The organism is Streptomyces kryoterrae (genome assembly GCF_054072135.1).
Map to the genome: position 1 here is coordinate 6022800 of NZ_CM133358.1, position 15137 is coordinate 6037936.

The following is a 15137-nucleotide window of genomic DNA, read 5'->3' on the forward strand; positions in this document are numbered from 1 at the left end:
CACAGCGTGACTGAGCACAGCGTGAATGAGTACCGCACCGTCTTCCGGCCCGAGGCGCAGGCCGAGCTTCGGAAAGTCCCCCGCGACATGGCGCTGCGCATCCTGGCCAAGCTGACGGAACTGGAGAGCGACCCGCTCGGATTCAGCACCACGGCGCTGGTGTCCCAACCCGATCGCCGTCGCCTCCGGATCGGCGACTACCGCGTCAACTACACCATCGACAACGGCGAACTGGTCGTGTGGGTCGTTCACGTCGGACACCGCTCGACGGTCTACGAGATGTGAGGTCTTGAGGGGGCGCCGTCCTCGCCCTCTGGCGGTTCGGTGACGTTGATGGTGCGCAGGGTGTCGGCCGCGGTGCGGGCCTGTGCGGCGTGGTGTCGGTGTTCGGTGGCCTGCTGGGCTCGGTGATGCTGTTCGTGCTCGTCGACCAGGGCGTCCTCGGCTTCGGCCAGTGCCTCGGCCGCCGCTGCGACCTGCTCGCGCAGCCGATCGGCGGTGGCCTGCAGGACGCTGAGCGGCACGGGGTCCCGCGCAGCCATCCGCGTGGTGGAAACGTCTGTCTCCCGGTCGATGGTCTCCTGCTCCCGCAGGTCCGTCGCATCCGTCCGGCGCAGGGCCGCCGCACTGCGGTCCAGGCGCTCCTGGCCGGCTGTCAGCCGGCCCTGGGTCCGGTCGACCTGCTCGTACGAGCGCCTGCGCACGCTGGGAGCCGGAGCTCCCGCCGCACGACGCCGTATGTCCAGGCGACTCTCCTGAGTGGCGAGCTGGTCCTGCCATGCGTCCACAGCGGTTTCCCGCTCATCGGCGGTGGCTTCCCGTCTGTCGGCGGTGGCTTCCCGCTCATCGGCGGTGGCCTCACGGACGTCGGCGGCGCGCCCCCGCTCGTCGGCCACCTGTTGCTGGTCGGCCTCCGGCCCGCGCTTGTCCGGGGGCGGTGGGGCGTCACTCGTAGTGGACGGACCGTCCGGCGGGTCAGTGTCCATGCTTGCAGTATGCGCCGATCTCGAGACATACGGAGGAGCGCGCGTGGCCCGGCCGGGAGCGGCCGCCCGAGGGCATGAAGTGGGCGCTCACTGAGTGACGTCCGTATCTCACCGACATTGATCAAGAGATCCGTGAAACTAACCAGTGTGTGGGACGACTGAGGGCCGGCGGCAGCTTCGTGCTGATGTCGCCCTTGGCAGCGTTGAGCTGGGCCTGGGTGAGGAAGACGCTGCCGGTGAGGTCCGCGCCGCTCAGGTCGGCGTCTCGTAGGTCGGCGCCGCTCAGGTCGGCCGTTCTCAGGTCGGCGCCCTTGAGGTCGGCGCCGATGAGGTAGGCGCCGCGGAGGTTGGCGCCCCGCAGATCGGCGGCTCTGAGGTCGACGGCGGCTTGATCATTCGCTGACGTTCATACGTCGCGCAGTCCGCGACTCCAGTTCGGACAGCACCGCCCGGAGCCGCTCCAGGGCCGCGGTCGTGTCCGGCTCTCGGCGATTTCAAGGTCAAGATGGCAACGACCCATGCCGCTGCCCGCCGGTGACCTCGCCGTCGAGCTCGAACGCCGTCTCCAGAGCCTCCTCGACATCGTCACGATCGATCGGCAGCCCCACGAAGACGATCTCGAGGAACACTCCGGTCCTCCCTCTCCGTGAGTACATGCGCTTGAAGCCGCTGCGGCCGGTGCCTTTGCGGGATCCCTCCCGCCACTGCACGGGCCGGGCCGCCTGCTTCCCCGCAGCGATGACCAGTTCTTTCACACTCTTCGGCGGCTCGGGGTAGGCAGGCTGGGGCGGGCGCCCGCGGCCGCTGTGGGGCGGGGTGTGCGGCCGTGCGTCGTGCGGGTGTGCCGTGAGGGTGGTCGAGCTGCCCACCACATAGCGCAGCCCGCGCTCTTCCAGACCGAGCCGGAAGGCTGCGGTGTCTCCATAGCCGCCGTCCGCCACGGCGAGGGGGACATCGACACCCCAGGACCGGGTCTCGTCGATCATGTCCAGGGCCAGTTGCCACTTCTCGACATGGCCCACGTCCGGCGGGATGCCGCACCGCTCGCGGCGGGCCACCTTGGCCGGATCGGCCTGCGACGAGGCCGGATCCCAGCTCTTGGGGAGGAACAAGCGCCAGTCGATCGCCGCCGAGGCGGTGTCCGAGGCCAGATGCAAGGACACGCCCGCCTGGCAGTTGGTCACCTTGCCCGCGGTGCCGGTGTACTGCCGCGACACACAGGCCGACGCGTCGCCGTCCTTGAGGAAGCCTGTGTCATCGATGATCAGCGCGGTTGGTTTGATCGCCGCGGTCATCTTCCCTGCGAGGCGGGCCCGCACGTGCGCGGGATCCCACGGGCTGGTGGTGATGAAGTGGGCCAGGGCCTGGCGGTTGCCGTCCTCGCCGAGGCGGGCGGCCATCGGCTCCACCGATTTCCGCTGCCCGTCCAGCAGCAAGCCCCGCAGATACACCCCGCCCCACCGACGCTGATCCGCCCGCGCGAACGGCTCGAACACATCCGCCGCGAAGTCCTCCAGACGGCACCGGACTTCATCCAACTCCCCAGGTGTCACAACCCGGCCAACGACACAGCCCCTCAACCAGACACGCCACCGACAAACGAACCTGACCAAGCCCTACTAGGCCGCAGCCTTCTGCCGAGAAAGCTCCCGCGCCCGCTCGTTCAGCTCCCGTGCCCTCGGATTGCCGAGGTGCGGGTGAATGCGTCGGCGCATGATGCCGAAGTGCTCGTCGGCGCGGGCGGAGGACAGGGAGGCGTAGTCGTCGAGGAACTCGTGCCAGGTCGCGCACGCGACTTCGAGGTGTCCGACTTCGAGTTGCCTCTGCGCGAGCAGGCCGTTCGCGTGTGCGTTGCCCTGCTTCTCCATCGAGGGCCGCGCGCGGTTCGACGCCTTCATGGCCTCGATCGAGCCGGGGACGTCCCCGAGGGCGTACAGCACGCTCGACACGTGGAACTGGTAGGCCGCCTGGTCGTAGCCCCCCACGGCATCGCGCCTGTTGTCCGCCTTCGACAGAGCCGTTTCTGTCTCGGACAGGCGGGTGAAGGCAAGTCCCTTGTCGCCGACCAGAGCAGCCCCGTGTGCCTGCTGCCCTCGAAGGAAGGCCTGCAGCCGTGGGCCGGCCTTCGGTGCGGCTTCCGCCGCCGAGTCGGCGAGGTCGAGGGCCTTGTTCGCGTGGTTGAGATTGGCAGCCTGAAGGGCCATTCCGCGCAGTGTGCGGCAGTAGGTCACCTCGTCACCGCCGGCTTTTGCCAGACCGAGGGCTTGACGGTAGTACCGCTGGCCGAGTCCGTGAGCCTTCTCGTACATGGCCATCCATCCCGTGAGGTACACGAGATCGGATGCGGCGGCGCGCATGTCGTTCTTGACGGCTTCGGTTCCGTCCGCGCGGAGGTAGGAAGCGACCGAGTTCACGATGAAGGCGGCGGCCATCGGCCGTGCGTGGGCGCCCCCGAGTTCGTCGAGGATGTCGGCGATCTTGTCCGTCATGCTGCGGACCACGGCTACATCGCCGGGGCCGATTCTGACCGTGCGGCCTGCGGCCTGGTGCTCAAGCCGGTCCAGGGTCTCGTCGGCTTCCGTGAAGTTCGGTACGGCGAGCGTTGCGGAGTAGAGCGCGGTGGTGAGGACCGTACGGCGTGAGGGATCCATGTCTGCCCTTCCCGTGTCAACCAGACCCTCAATGGTGTTCAGGGCGTGGGCGGGCGCAACGTTCATTCCGGACAGGTTCGGAAGTGCGCCAAGTCCCGCTTCCTCGTAGGTGATTGGACGCCCAAGTCGTCGGGACAAGGCCTCGATCACGATCGGTCGCGCCGCCTTCTGCGGGACCACCCCGTCCAGCCAATGTGCCACGGAGGATTCGTCGTAGCGGAGCTTCAGACCCCGTTCGGTACCTACCCGGTTGACGGACGAGGCGAACTGCCGATGCATCCATGCGCCTTCGTCCAACAACCGCGCCAGGTTCTCGTTCGGCTGGCCCTTTGGCACGTTCACCACTCCCCGCGAACTCCGACGTTCAAGTCGTTCACGTTCTGCTGCCGCTCCAACGGTACCGCTGTGCGCGTCTGATTGGTTGCGTAGAGCGACAACGTCAGTGAGGGGTGTAGCGATGCAACAGAGGTTCGTTGGGTGGAGGTTGGGCTATGAGGGGCCTTGCGTCGTCACGGTGCGGGCGGGCGAGTGGCGCGGCTTCGACGAGCACGCACCCGCTTGGTGGCCGAGACACTTCCCGCCCCTGGACCACACCGTCGTCCAGAGAGTCAAGCAGGGCCTTCAGAGGCTCCTGAGCGTATGAGCGCCGGAGTGCCTGCGTCGTCGGCTCCCGCCGTGCACTTGCCGGAACTTGAGCCCGTCGCCGTCGAGGGCTGCGGTGTTTGTGCGGCCCTGGTCGAACAGCGTGAGGGCTATCGCAGGGTCTCGTACACGGCGAGAGTGAACGACTGCAATGACGAGCTTGCGAACCATCCGCACAACAAGGGGACGAAGAGAGCGGCACGATGACCGCCCTCACCGTCCAGATTGCGAAGGATGCCTCTCCGGCGCCGACAGGCGTGGTCGCCTCCACCGACGACGTACACCTGCCCCTGGGCAGGCTGTGCGGGACGTGCGCGGGGTGGTGCCAGATCTGGTGTCCGGGATGCTGCGGCTTCGCGGGCTGTGCTCAGTGCGCCTACAACTGCAAGGTTCCGTGCCCGTCGTGCGCGGAAGGAGACGCGGAACCCATCCGATGGTGAGATTCCGCCGCGCCGAGACCGGCAACCTCTGAGCCCCCGCCCCGACAGGTTCGAGAACCCTTGGACAGGTCACCTGCCGGGGCGGGTTCCACCCCACTCACAAGGAAGGGGCACAACCAGTATGACCGTCGCACTCCAACCCCGGAGCAGCACGATGTACCGCGACCCTCGGGAGTTGCTGAACGCGGTACGCCCGTATGTCACCGAGAAGACGTACAACATCTTCGATGCCCCCGGCGCCGAGGGCATCGACCTGTGGGAGCGTGAGGTACGGCTGTTGCTGCGCGACTCGGTCGCCGTGCGCAGCCTCGCGGAACGCGTCCTCGGCCAAGCCGTCGCCTACCTGATCACGGCGATGGAGAACCCCGGCGTCGACATCGGACCGGGCTACACCGTCGACATCGGCATTCACCAGATCATCCTGGACACGCCCGTCTACTTCGCGTTCTGCGAGGTGTACAACGGCGGCGCGTACAAGCATCACGCCCCGCTCGTCGAGCGGCGCCGCGACGGGACCGTCATGCGCACGGCCGACGTGATCCGCGAACACGGCTTCGAGGTTGACGACGAGCTGTGGGAGGTCGACGCGTCGGAATGCGGGCCGTGCGACGACAAGGTGCCCGACAGCCACTGAACAGCCCGATAGGGTGCCCCGCTTCCACTCTCCTCGGGGGAGCGGGGCACCCGTACTCGCCCCTCCGCTCACTGCTCACCGAAGGAAGCCCGTTGGCTGCCGTACACAACTTCGACGATGAACGCGCGGTGTGGGACACCTACGCCGAGTCGACGCGGAAGGACGTCTTCGAGTCCGAGCCGGTGTTCCGGTGGACCCAGTACGCGGGTCACGGGCCCGGTCCCGAGGTGCTTGGCGAGCCGGAGAGCGTGCTGGAGATCGGCTGCGGTACGGGTCGCGCGCTCGCGTTCCTCGCACGGCAGGGTGTGAAGGCGCGCGGGGTGGACATGTCGCCGGTCATGGTGGCCAACACCACGCAGCGGTGGGGGCCTCTCGGCGCCGAGTTCGTGTGCGCCGAAGTACTCGACTTCCTGAAGCGCGACACCCAGACCTACGACGCCGTGTACTCGGTCTTCGGCGCTGCCTGGTTCTGCGACCCCCGGAAGCTCTTCCCCCTGGTCCGCGAACGGCTGAACCCCGGGGGCGTGTTCGCGTTCTCCCAACCGCCGGCCATCCCGGGAGCGTACGGACCGCAGGGCATGTACAAGGGAGGCTTCGCGGGCCCGGCCAGGTACACCTACCGTTACAGCTACACGCCTGCCTCGTGGCGGAGCCTTCTCGTGTCGGCAGGCTTCACGGAAGCGGTGGCGGTAGTCCTCGACGCACCGAAGCCCGGCTACATCGGGACGTTGAGCGTGCGGGCGGTAGCCCCGTAGAGGGCATGTTTGAGCGGAGCGAGACGAGACGAGGCGGGGTCTCATGGTTCCGCTTCTCCCCTCGACTTCGATTTCGACATCGGCCACAGGAAAAGCAGTTGCTGAGCCGGCGCCGGTCATGGACGATCCCGGACCGTGACGACGCGTGCAGACGAGCCCCGACCCGACCACCGCACCTCGACCCCGCACCCTCCCACCACCCGCCCGCTCGCTCTGGTCACCGGCGTGGGCCGCACCGTCGGGATCGGTGCCGGGATCGCCCGCCGACTGGCGGTGTCGGGCTGGGACATCGCCTTCACCTACTGGACCTCCTACGACACACGCATGTCCTGGGGCGTCGAACCGGGTGCCACCGAAGAGATCACCCGGTTCCTGGCCGAGCAGGGCGCCGCGAGCACGGCGATAGAGGCGGACCTCGCCGACCCGGACACACCGGCGCACGTCTTCGACGAGGTCGAGCGGCGGATGGGCGGTGCAGACGCCGGTGCCGGTGTCACCGCGCTGGTGATGTGCCACTGCGAGTCGGTCGACTCGGGCCTGCTCGACACGACCCTGGAGAGTTTCGACCGTCATTTCGCCGTCAACGCACGTGCGTCCTGGCTGCTGATCCGGGAGTTCGGCCGCCGCTTCACGGCGAGCCCGGGAACCGGCCGGATCATCGGCCTCACCAGCGACCATACGGTGGGCAACCTGCCGTACGGAGCGAGCAAGGGAGCGCTGGACCGCATCACTTTGGCGGCGGCCCGCGAACTCTCCCACCTCGGGGTCACCGCCAATGTCATCAACCCCGGTCCGGTGGACACCGGTTGGATGTCCGAGGAGGACCGGGAGAACGCCATCCGCCACACCCCGCTGGCCCGCCTGGGCACCCCGCAGGACACGGCTCACCTCGTCGACTGCGCACGTTCGGCTCGTCACTCGGCCGTACCTTCATGATTCCTTGCGGCGGTACGACGCCGGGCGTGCTCCGCGTCGAGTTCGCGCAACTCCTCCAGCGTTGCGGCGCTCTCGCGCTCGGTGACCGGCCCGTGCTCCTTCTCCAGCCAGTCGACCAGTTCCCGCAGCCGGTCCCCGTCCTGCCTGAGCGGGGCGAGGTCGCCGAGCGGCTTCACCGCCTGGCAGAGCGAATCCACCTGCTCGGGCGTCATGTCGTACTCGTAGCCGACGTCCCCGACGCTCTCACGGGCCTTCCAGCGGTCCTCTTCCCGAACCATCAAGCCGCCTCGGCTGTCCTGCAGTCGCGGCACGCGGAGGGCCCCGCCGCCCGGAACGCCCGTTCGCAGCCGTCGCAGGTCTGCCAGGGGAGGGAGCGGGGCAAGGGGGTGACGGCCGGTAGCGCGCTCGGGGGCGCCGGGAGCGGGGCCTCGCGCAGGCGGTACGCCAGTACGCGTGCCGGGCGGGCGCGGAAGGGGGCGGGCAGGTTGGTGGTGAGCGCCTCGGTGATCTCCTCGGGGCCAAGGCCCTGCGCGAGCCACTCGCTGACCGCCGGAGCCAACTCGGCGACCTCGCTGCGGGACAGGATCAGCCTGCGGTCGACGATACGGAGCGAGGCGAGGATGACGACGGCCTGCGGGTCGGCATCGTCGAGGCCGAGCGGGGGAGGGGGCGGAGGAGCAACGGGCGGGAGGCTCAGGGAAGTTGCCGCCGAAGTGTTGTCCTCGGCGGGCTCGGACTTGGGCTCGGACTTGGGCTCGGGCTCCGCCAGTCGGGTCGGCGGCTGCGGAGCAGGGGCCACCCGGTCAGTGGCGCCGCGCGGTACGTCGTAGAAGAAGGTCTGTGTACGTACCTTGCCGTTCGGCTCCCTCACCCGGCGCCGTTCCAGATGGCCCGCCGCCTCCAACTCCCGTAGCGCACGCGAGATCAGGATCTCGCCCTCGTCGAAGTGGGCGCAGAGGGCGGCGATGCTGATGCGGGCGCCGTCGGGGAGGGAGAGGATGTAGGCCGCGACGCCGATCGTGACCGCGCTGCCGCGCCGCTGGGCGAGGGCGTTGGAGATCACCGTGAAGTTGGCGGTGAGGCGGGTGCGCACGTGAATCACACCGTAGGTGGGTGTGTTCGGTGAAGGTGAGTTCGGTGCGTTCGTCGCACCGGAGTTGGCGCACGAGGGCGCGTTAGACTGCGTTTCAGCCATTGGGAAGGGACTACTTCCTGAGCGGTCAGGCCCTCGTCCAGGATTGCCGTCCTGGCGGGGGCCGTCGTCTTTGTGAGGTTGTTTCCGGGAACGTAACTCTCCGCACCCACTCGCCGCAACCGCGTCACTCCTGAGAGTGAACGGGGGCGCACGGGGGCGAACAGGTGTGAACGGGCGGGAGGGGGAGGGTTGTTGGTTCTTTTCTCAAAGTCCTTTAGGAGGAGAGCCGTGGCCGCCCGGATCCCGGCGCACAGGGACCCGGTGCGACCGCATCACCGTGCCCACCCGGAACCCGGTCGACGCAGTCACGGCGACCAACCGGCCAGCGAGAGTAAGGGCCCCCCGCCGAGATGGTGACGCAGGGCGCCCGCGCTTGAGCGCACGAACTCCTCCGGCAGCGCGTCGACTTCGACCCAGCGGACCTCGGCGTGTTTGTCGGGTTCGCGGTTCTCGGGCTCGCCGGTCCAGTCGTGGGTGACGAAGACGACGGTGAGGTAGCCGTTCGGGGCTTGGACGCCCTGGGAACCGTGGACGATGTGCGCGACCTTCAGGGTCTCCGGCTTCACCGTCAGCCCGGTCTCCTCGTACAACTCGCGCACCGCCGTGCCGGTGATCGGCTCGCCGGGTTCGCTCTTGCCGAGGGGCAGATCCCACATGCCCTGCCCGAACTTGGCACGCGGGCCGCGCTGGAGAAGGACGACACGGCCCGCCGCCCGGTCGTGAACGATGACGGCCGCCACCAGCACGGTCATGGAGCCGAAGGCGGGCGCGAGGGTGTTGGACTGGTCGGCAATCGGCGACTGGGACACTTCGCGTTCCTTCACGTTCCTTCACGCCTCTGATTCAAGGGCCAGGTGAACGAGCCCTTCGACAGAGGCCAGGGCGGCCCGCAGGGCAGGATCGGTGGCCGGAGTGGTGGCCAGCAGAAGCACCTGGAAGGACGCGTGTTCGGAGGCGTACAGGTCGTCCTCGTCCTCGTCGTCGCCGGGTATCGAGTTGGGCTGGATCTCGATCCTACGGCCGGGGCTTTCCGCGAGGTGGTACACACCCCGGAAGTAGCTGTCGCGCTCGGTGAAGTCCAACCCCAGGCGGTCGCTGACGAGTCGGACCAGTTCGTCGGGGGTGTGGGCGCTGGTGCCGTAAGTGTGGAAGTCGGTCATCGTGCGCCGGAGTCTAGGGCGGCCCACTGACATCGCGTTCCGTTCCCTGGTGACCCGCGATCCCCCGATCCTCCGATCCGCTGGTCCACACCGGGGACGCACTCCCCGAGGCCCCCCGGAGGCCCCTCACCCCCGTCGCAGCAACGGCCGTTCCACCAGCGCGTACGACGCGAGGGCCGCCGCGACCGTCGCCACCATGCCCATCGGCAGCAACTGGTCGTCGGGTACGCCCAGGTCGGACAGGAGGCGGAGGACGGGGTAGTGCCACAGGTACATCCCGTAGCTGAGGTTGCGGCCTGCCCAGGCCAGGGCCCCGATCGAGAGGAGGCGGGACGGCCACGACCCCGGGAGCAGGTCCAGGGTTGCCACCACCGTGGCCGTCAGGACGGCGGCGACCATGAAACCGGTCGTGTACCAGACGGGGTTCCACACGCTCGCCTCGGTGATCGGGATCTGCCAGGCGACCAGGGCCAGCAACCCGAGCGCGGGCCAGCACAGGCGTCCCGCCCAGCGGCGCAGCCGCGCCAGGCGGGGGTCGTCGGCGCGCAGGCGGGCCAGGACCACGGCCAGCAGCGCGCCGATCAGGAGTTGGTCGGCGCGGGTGTCGGGGCCGTTGTAGATGCGGTGGGCCGCCGTGGGGTCCCAGAGGGCGAGGCGCCACAGCAGCGGCAGGACGCACAGGGCCGCCACCCACGCCAGTGCCCTCCGTGCCGTGGTGTGCCGTAGGAGCAGCAGGAGCAGGATCGGCCAGGCCAGGTAGAACTGCTCCTCCACCCCCAGGGACCAGGTGTGGCTGAGGGGTGCGGTGAGGTCGGAGTACGGGCCGGACTCACCCGCCCGTACGAGGTTGACCACCGACACCGCCGCCAGCGCCGCCGCCTTCCACGCCCCGTCGAACAGCGGCAGCGGAAGCGCCAGGGAGAGGAGCGTGATGACCGCGCACATCGTCAGCATGGCCGGGCCCAGCCGCAGCCACCGCCGCTTGTAGAACGACCGCAGGCCGATGCCGCCGGTACGGGCGTACTCGGCGATCAGCAGCCGGGTGATGACGAAGCCGCTGAGCGTGAAGAAGACGTCCACGCCCACCGAGCCGCCGGGTACCAGACCCGGCTTCACGTGGTACACGATCACCAGTACGACCGCGACCGTCCGCAGCCCGTCCAGCCCCGCCACCCGCCCGCCACCACGCAGCGCCGACGGAAAACCCCGACCGCCACCGGATCTGCGCCGGGATCCCGCCACCGGCCCGCGCAGGGTCTGCGCGCTCTGCGGGCTCCGCTCCGTGGCCGCGTCAGTGACAGCTACCGTGCTCCGGTCGGTGGGGGTACTCATAAGGTCCGCGCCTGCCCCGCCTCGGCGGAGCCACACCCGTACTTACGGTCCCCACAGCTTCGGCGCCGCTTTCCGGACGCCGCGCCTCCACCGTCCCCGCCGGCTTCCCCCTCCGTCCTCTCAACCCTGCGGGGCCCGCACCGGTCTACCCATTCGCCGCGGCACAGCACGATCTTCGAAGCGCCGTGGCCAGCGGTCATGCGGGTGAGCGGAGACGAAAACAGGATGAACAGCCGTACGGGAACCCCTCGGCGAGTCGGCACGAGCCGGAACAGGCAGCCGGGGCAACGCGGCCCGCGGACACACCGGACGCGTACGACCGTACGCATCACCGGTGTGCCCAGGAACACGCCATCGCTTCGTGCCGACAGCCGCAGCGCGCCCCTGCTGTCGGGGCCCGCCCGGCGCATCGCCGCCGGAAGCGTGCTGCTGCTTCTGGTGAGTGGCGTGATCACCGTGGGTGTGTGGTTCTGCATCACGTTCCAGACCGCCGTCACACCGGTGCTGCTCGCGCTGCTCCTCTCCGCCCTGCTCGGCCCGTTCTACCGGCGGCTGGTCAGGATGAGGTTCAACAAGTCCCTCGCCGCCGGGCTGACCTGCGCCGCCGTGATCCTCATCATGGGCGGGGCCGCGTACATCGTGGTGAACGCGCTGCTCGACACCGGTGACCAGATCATCGACTCGCTGCGGGACGCGGCGAAGGACCTCAGCGAGCGGTTCGACGTGGTCGGCACCGCCCTGGACGACCTCGCCACGAACGCCCAGGGCCTGCTGTCCAAGTTCGGCGGTACCGCGGTCTCCGGTGTGCTGAGCGGCGTCAGCCTGCTCACCGAGATGATCGCCACCGGAACGCTCGCGATCCTGCTCCTCTTCTTCTTCCTCCGCGACTCCGACCGGGCCGTCGCCTCACTGCACTCGCTGGCGCCCCGCGGCTCCGGCGCGACCCTGGAGGTCATGGCCCGCCGCGCCTTCCAGGCGATCGAGGGCTTCATGCTGGGTACGACGATCGTCGCGTTCATCGACGCCGTCTGCATCACCGTCGGCCTGCTGATCCTTCAGGTGCCGGGCGCCGTCGGGCTCGGGGCGCTGGTCTTCATCGGCGCGTACATCCCGTACCTGGGCGCCTTCCTGTCGGGCGCGGTCGCGGTCCTCGTCTCGTTCGCGGACGGCGGGCTCACCACCGCGCTGTGGGTCCTCGGCGTGGTCACCCTCGTCCAGCTCCTGGAGGGGAACGTGTTCCAGCCGATGATCCAGAGCCGTACGCTCCAGATGCACCCGGCGGTCATCCTCCTCGCCCTCACCGCCGGCGCCTCCCTCGCCGGCATCCTCGGCATGCTCCTCGCCGTCCCACTGACGGCGGCGGCGTTCGGTGTGCTCTCCGAGATGCGGGGGCGGTACGAGGAAGGGGTGAGCGGGGGCGCCGGCGCGACGCGCTGATCGGACAACTCACCACTGTTTTCACCACCACCCGGATGACCCGTATGGCCACCACCCGCAACCCCGTGGTGCGCGGCGCGCGTAACATCGCGCTTCCCCTGCTGGGCCGCACGGCCATGCCGAGGAAGCTCGCGACCGAGCCGGCGGAGCTCGACTACCGCTGACTCAACTACCTCTGGCTCAACTACCGCTGAAGGGAAGGGAGACGGAGACATGGAGACGGCGAGGCTACGGATCCGAAGTTTCACCTCGGCGGACGCGCCGACCCTGGCGGCGTACCGGTCGGACCCCGAGGTGAGCCGGTACCAGTCCTGGGAATCGCCGGTGCCGTTGGCGGAGGCCGAGCGGCTGGCGGCCACGTTCTCGGCCGGGGACCCCCGCGCTCCGGGGTGGTTCCAGTACGCCGTCGAGCGACGGGACGTGCCGGGGCTGATCGGCGACGTCGGGGTGTGCCGCAGCGAGGACGGACGCCAGGCCGAGCTGGGCTTCACGTTCGCCCCGGAGTTCCAGGGGCACGGGTACGCCACCGAGGCCGTCGCGCGGCTGGTGCGGTTCCTGCTGGTGGAGGAGGGCCTGCACCGGATCTCGGCCGCCTGCGACGGACGCAACGTCCGCTCGGCGAAGCTGTTGGAGCGGGTCGGATTCCGCCGCGAGGGTCACCTCGTCCGGAGCACCTGGATCAAGGGGGAGTGGACCGACGACGTCCTCTTCGGTCTGCTGGCCTCGGAGTACCCAGCCGTGCGGGAGTGATCGCCGCCCGGACGCGGAGCGAACGCGGGCAACCAGAACGCCCGACACCGTTCAAGGCGTTCGGGGCGTCGGGACGTTCGGCCGAGCATGAGACCTGGCCTGGCGGCAGGGCTCACAGTGATGACGGCGGTGGCACCGCTCGGCCTTCAGGAACGTCGCCGACATGATGCCTAGAGGCGGAGCATGCGCTGCGTGATCTCGCGGTACTGGCGCAGTGCCAGCCGGAGTTCGTCGGACTGTGTTTCGGGGTCCTGGTCCTGCCAGCCGGCGCGAAGCAGACTCCGGTGTTCCGCGAGGGCGTTCACCAGCTGGGCGGTGGCTTCGTCGTAGGCGCTCTCGGCCTCTTCCAGCGCCTCGATCGGGGTGTCGGCGAAGGTGTTGAGGGCGTGCTGCAGACGCTGGAGGACCCTGTCCTGTTCGTCCTGCGGGAGCAGCGGCTCCGGGCCCGGCCTGCGGCGCTCGGCGGAACCCCGAGGCTGGCTCGCGGGCTGCTGGGCGCGTGTCTGGTCGTACATCATCGGGGATCGTATCCGTTCCGTCTGAAGGCGTCTGCGGTCGGGTGTCCGGTGTCGTTGCTCACCAGGAACGACACCGGCTAACGGGGCCGGTGCGCGAGGTGCTCCCGATGGCCTCACGCTACTCCCCGAAGCGGGGGCGCGAGGCCGGTCACTCGTGCTGGTCCGCGGTCCGCTCCGGCACCGGAGCGGGGATGGCCGAGGTGTCGAAGTCGCCCGCGATGATCTGTACGGCGAGGTCCGTCAGGCGCAGATGACGGGCGCGGGCGTACGACCGGAACGCGGCGAACGCGTTGTCGACGGAGGTGTCCCAGCGTTCCGCCAGCACGCCCTTGACCTGCTCGACCAGGACACGGCTGGTCAGCGCGGACTCCAGCTGGCTGTTCTCCACGTGGGACCGCTCCAGCGTGCGCTGCTGGAGGATCGTGATGGTGGCCACGTCGGCGAGTGCCTGGGCGAGCGCGATGTCGTCGTCGCCGAGGTGGTGCGCCGTGGTCTGGAAGAGGTTGAGGGCGCCCACGACCCGGCTGCGCAGGCGCAGTGGGATGGCGTGGGTGGCCACGTATCCCGTCTCGCGGGCCTGTGGTGCGAAGCGCGGCCAGCCGACGATGGCCTCCGGCTGGGTCAGGTCGATGTTCGTGCGGGCCAGGCCGGTGCGGTAGCACTCGACGCAGGGCCCCTGGTCGTGCTGGAGCGTGAAGAGTTCCAGCAGCCGGGTGTGCTCGTCGGAGGCGGCGATGACCTGCAGTTCACCCTGCGCGTCCGCGAGGAGGATCCCGGCCGCCGACACGTCGAGCAGTTCGACGCAGCGCGCGCACAGCCGGTGCAGCAGGTCGATGACGTCGAAGTCCTCGACGAGGGAGTCCGCGATCTCCACGAAGATCTCGGCCAGACGTCGTTCACGGGCCATGCCGATCATCCCTTTCCACCGTCGGGCGATTGTGGCCCGCTCACATCGTCTTCGAATCGGAGCCTGCGGGCGACCACATCCGCCGCGATCTCGCCGAGGGGGCGCTCACTGCCGTACGCGTGGGCACGCAGGCGCAGGAGCGCCTCCTCCATGGCCACGCCCAGTTGGACGCTGATCATTCCCGTCGCCTGGTGCACGACCGCGCGGCGCAGCCCCGCCGGTGGGGCCAGGGACATGTCGAACCCGCGCCCGTTGCCGTTTCCGCCACCAGGGCCTCCGTTCAGGAAAGCGCCGGTCAGCGCGGCGGTGAGGGCGGTGGCGTCCGTGTACTGCTGCTCGCTCAGCCGCCGGTCTCCGTCGCACAGCACGGTCAGTACCCCGAGCCGGATGGCTCCGATGCCCAGCGGGAAGCAGCACACACCGTGTACGCCCAGGTCGTGCGCGGCCGGCAGCAGCGCGGGCCAGCGCTCGGGGCGTACCCGGCCCAGGTCCGGTTCCACGACGGGCGAACCCGTGCGGACCGCGTCCGGCCCCGGCCCCTCACCCAGCGTGAACTGGAGCTCGTCGAACCGCGCGCTCAGCTCGGGATGACACCAGACCGGCTCGGCCGTCGGGGCCTTGCCGACCAGCAGGGAGAGCACGACACCCTCGGCGCCCAGCGCCCCCGCACACGCCCGGGCCGGATCGATCACCTCGCCCTGGCGCAGCGACCGCAGGACCTCGGCCATGCTGTCGCTGATCACCGGTCTCCGTCCCGTGTCCATGGCACTTCAGGGTAGGGCGCGGCCCGGCCT

General features: G+C 69.4%; 17 protein-coding genes and 2 pseudogenes. 7 read left to right on the plus strand and 12 right to left on the minus strand.

The window, feature by feature from the left end; genetic code table 11:
* The first annotated feature begins 21 nt into the window (after window positions 1–21).
* Window positions 22–285: a type II toxin-antitoxin system RelE family toxin gene (locus ACW4TU_RS26605; protein WP_457430310.1), complete on the plus strand. Its 264-nt coding sequence runs from the start codon at window positions 22–24 to the stop codon at window positions 283–285.
* Here ACW4TU_RS26605 and ACW4TU_RS26610 read toward each other — a convergent pair.
* From ACW4TU_RS26610 to ACW4TU_RS26625, 4 genes and pseudogenes are all read right to left on the minus strand, one after another.
* On the minus strand, window positions 273–986 hold the full coding sequence (locus tag ACW4TU_RS26610; RefSeq protein WP_457417292.1) for a hypothetical protein: 714 nt from the start codon (window positions 984–986) through the stop codon (window positions 273–275). The two genes, ACW4TU_RS26605 and ACW4TU_RS26610, sit on opposite strands and share 13 nt — an antisense overlap.
* A 121-nt stretch (window positions 987–1107) precedes the next feature.
* Window positions 1108–1362: pseudogene (locus tag ACW4TU_RS26615) on the minus strand (pentapeptide repeat-containing protein); the annotation flags it as partial.
* Window positions 1363–1630: 268 nt separating this feature from the next.
* Window positions 1631–2539 (minus strand): annotated as a pseudogene (locus ACW4TU_RS26620) (IS701 family transposase); the annotation flags it as partial.
* Between the two features lie 66 nt (window positions 2540–2605).
* Window positions 2606–3637 (minus strand): NsdA family TPR-like regulatory protein, encoded by a 1032-nt coding sequence (locus tag ACW4TU_RS26625; RefSeq protein ID WP_457417293.1) that lies wholly within the window; start codon window positions 3635–3637, stop codon window positions 2606–2608.
* A 1203-nt stretch (window positions 3638–4840) separates the two neighbouring features.
* Between ACW4TU_RS26625 and ACW4TU_RS26630 the strand changes: the two genes are divergently transcribed.
* The 3 genes from ACW4TU_RS26630 to ACW4TU_RS26640 all read left to right on the plus strand — a co-directional run bounded on the left by ACW4TU_RS26630 (window position 4841) and on the right by ACW4TU_RS26640 (window position 7044).
* On the plus strand, window positions 4841–5353 hold the full coding sequence (locus tag ACW4TU_RS26630; RefSeq protein WP_457417294.1) for a hypothetical protein: 513 nt from the start codon (window positions 4841–4843) through the stop codon (window positions 5351–5353).
* Window positions 5354–5445: 92 nt separating this feature from the next.
* The gene (locus ACW4TU_RS26635) at window positions 5446–6108 is read left to right on the plus strand and encodes a class I SAM-dependent DNA methyltransferase (protein WP_457417295.1); all 663 of its coding nucleotides are present in this window, start codon (window positions 5446–5448) and stop codon (window positions 6106–6108) included.
* A 135-nt stretch (window positions 6109–6243) separates the two neighbouring features.
* A complete protein-coding gene (locus ACW4TU_RS26640) occupies window positions 6244–7044 on the plus strand; it encodes an SDR family oxidoreductase (RefSeq protein ID WP_457417296.1) in 801 nt (266 codons plus the stop codon).
* Here ACW4TU_RS26640 and ACW4TU_RS26645 read toward each other — a convergent pair.
* The 5 genes from ACW4TU_RS26645 to ACW4TU_RS26665 all read right to left on the minus strand — a co-directional run bounded on the left by ACW4TU_RS26645 (window position 7023) and on the right by ACW4TU_RS26665 (window position 10731).
* Window positions 7023–7322 carry a hypothetical protein gene (locus tag ACW4TU_RS26645; RefSeq protein WP_457417297.1) on the minus strand — a complete coding sequence of 100 codons (300 nt, stop codon included), beginning with the start codon at window positions 7320–7322 and terminating at the stop codon, window positions 7023–7025. The two genes, ACW4TU_RS26640 and ACW4TU_RS26645, sit on opposite strands and share 22 nt — an antisense overlap.
* A complete protein-coding gene (locus tag ACW4TU_RS26650) occupies window positions 7322–8239 on the minus strand; it encodes a hypothetical protein (protein WP_457417298.1) in 918 nt (305 codons plus the stop codon). The genes ACW4TU_RS26645 and ACW4TU_RS26650 overlap by 1 nt, the downstream gene beginning before the upstream one ends.
* Before the next feature lie 305 nt (window positions 8240–8544).
* Entirely contained in the window at window positions 8545–8991 is a 447-nt protein-coding gene (locus ACW4TU_RS26655) for an NUDIX domain-containing protein (RefSeq protein WP_457430311.1), read from the minus strand.
* Between the two features lie 78 nt (window positions 8992–9069).
* The gene (locus tag ACW4TU_RS26660) at window positions 9070–9399 is read right to left on the minus strand and encodes a hypothetical protein (RefSeq protein WP_457417299.1); all 330 of its coding nucleotides are present in this window, start codon (window positions 9397–9399) and stop codon (window positions 9070–9072) included.
* Window positions 9400–9525: 126 nt separating this feature from the next.
* Entirely contained in the window at window positions 9526–10731 is a 1206-nt protein-coding gene (locus ACW4TU_RS26665) for an acyltransferase family protein (protein ID WP_457417300.1), read from the minus strand.
* A gap of 225 nt (window positions 10732–10956) precedes the next feature.
* Here ACW4TU_RS26665 and ACW4TU_RS26670 point away from each other — a divergent pair, with 225 nt between their 5' ends.
* From ACW4TU_RS26670 to ACW4TU_RS26680, 3 genes are read left to right on the plus strand one after another with little or no spacing between them, the layout of a single operon-like run.
* Window positions 10957–12168: an AI-2E family transporter gene (locus tag ACW4TU_RS26670; RefSeq protein ID WP_457417301.1), complete on the plus strand. Its 1212-nt coding sequence runs from the start codon at window positions 10957–10959 to the stop codon at window positions 12166–12168.
* Window positions 12169–12203: 35 nt separating this feature from the next.
* Window positions 12204–12332 (plus strand): hypothetical protein, encoded by a 129-nt coding sequence (locus ACW4TU_RS26675; RefSeq protein WP_457417302.1) that lies wholly within the window; start codon window positions 12204–12206, stop codon window positions 12330–12332.
* Between the two features lie 49 nt (window positions 12333–12381).
* The gene (locus ACW4TU_RS26680; protein ID WP_457417303.1) at window positions 12382–12918 is read left to right on the plus strand and encodes a GNAT family N-acetyltransferase; all 537 of its coding nucleotides are present in this window, start codon (window positions 12382–12384) and stop codon (window positions 12916–12918) included.
* A gap of 170 nt (window positions 12919–13088) precedes the next feature.
* Here the strand turns inward: ACW4TU_RS26680 and ACW4TU_RS26685 are convergent, their stop codons facing one another.
* The 3 genes from ACW4TU_RS26685 to ACW4TU_RS26695 all read right to left on the minus strand — a co-directional run bounded on the left by ACW4TU_RS26685 (window position 13089) and on the right by ACW4TU_RS26695 (window position 15107).
* Complete coding sequence (locus ACW4TU_RS26685; protein ID WP_457417304.1) at window positions 13089–13436, minus strand: hypothetical protein; 348 nt, start codon at window positions 13434–13436, stop codon at window positions 13089–13091.
* A 148-nt stretch (window positions 13437–13584) separates the two neighbouring features.
* Window positions 13585–14352, minus strand: coding sequence for a GAF domain-containing protein (locus tag ACW4TU_RS26690; RefSeq protein WP_457417305.1), 768 nt, complete (start codon window positions 14350–14352; stop codon window positions 13585–13587).
* Window positions 14349–15107: an ANTAR domain-containing protein gene (locus ACW4TU_RS26695; RefSeq protein WP_457417306.1), complete on the minus strand. Its 759-nt coding sequence runs from the start codon at window positions 15105–15107 to the stop codon at window positions 14349–14351. Before ACW4TU_RS26695 ends, ACW4TU_RS26690 begins: the two co-directional genes overlap by 4 nt.
* Window positions 15108–15137: the final 30 nt, after the last annotated feature.

What these genes read in the sequence shown, in the direction of transcription:
- ACW4TU_RS26610 (WP_457417292.1), bottom strand. Translation starts at nt 986, where the DNA reads ATGGACACTGACCCGCCGGACGGTCCGTCCACTACGAGTGACGCCCCA.
- ACW4TU_RS26625 (WP_457417293.1), bottom strand. Translation starts at nt 3,637, where the DNA reads ATGGATCCCTCACGCCGTACGGTCCTCACCACCGCGCTCTACTCCGCA.
- ACW4TU_RS26630 (WP_457417294.1), top strand. Translation starts at nt 4,841, where the DNA reads ATGACCGTCGCACTCCAACCCCGGAGCAGCACGATGTACCGCGACCCT.
- ACW4TU_RS26645 (WP_457417297.1), bottom strand. Translation starts at nt 7,322, where the DNA reads ATGGTTCGGGAAGAGGACCGCTGGAAGGCCCGTGAGAGCGTCGGGGAC.
- ACW4TU_RS26650 (WP_457417298.1), bottom strand. Translation starts at nt 8,239, where the DNA reads ATGGCTGAAACGCAGTCTAACGCGCCCTCGTGCGCCAACTCCGGTGCG.
- ACW4TU_RS26655 (WP_457430311.1), bottom strand. Translation starts at nt 8,991, where the DNA reads ATGACCGTGCTGGTGGCGGCCGTCATCGTTCACGACCGGGCGGCGGGC.
- ACW4TU_RS26660 (WP_457417299.1), bottom strand. Translation starts at nt 9,399, where the DNA reads ATGACCGACTTCCACACTTACGGCACCAGCGCCCACACCCCCGACGAA.
- ACW4TU_RS26665 (WP_457417300.1), bottom strand. Translation starts at nt 10,731, where the DNA reads ATGAGTACCCCCACCGACCGGAGCACGGTAGCTGTCACTGACGCGGCC.
- ACW4TU_RS26670 (WP_457417301.1), top strand. Translation starts at nt 10,957, where the DNA reads ATGAACAGCCGTACGGGAACCCCTCGGCGAGTCGGCACGAGCCGGAAC.
- ACW4TU_RS26675 (WP_457417302.1), top strand. Translation starts at nt 12,204, where the DNA reads ATGACCCGTATGGCCACCACCCGCAACCCCGTGGTGCGCGGCGCGCGT.
- ACW4TU_RS26680 (WP_457417303.1), top strand. Translation starts at nt 12,382, where the DNA reads ATGGAGACGGCGAGGCTACGGATCCGAAGTTTCACCTCGGCGGACGCG.
- ACW4TU_RS26685 (WP_457417304.1), bottom strand. Translation starts at nt 13,436, where the DNA reads ATGATGTACGACCAGACACGCGCCCAGCAGCCCGCGAGCCAGCCTCGG.
- ACW4TU_RS26690 (WP_457417305.1), bottom strand. Translation starts at nt 14,352, where the DNA reads ATGATCGGCATGGCCCGTGAACGACGTCTGGCCGAGATCTTCGTGGAG.
- ACW4TU_RS26695 (WP_457417306.1), bottom strand. Translation starts at nt 15,107, where the DNA reads ATGGACACGGGACGGAGACCGGTGATCAGCGACAGCATGGCCGAGGTC.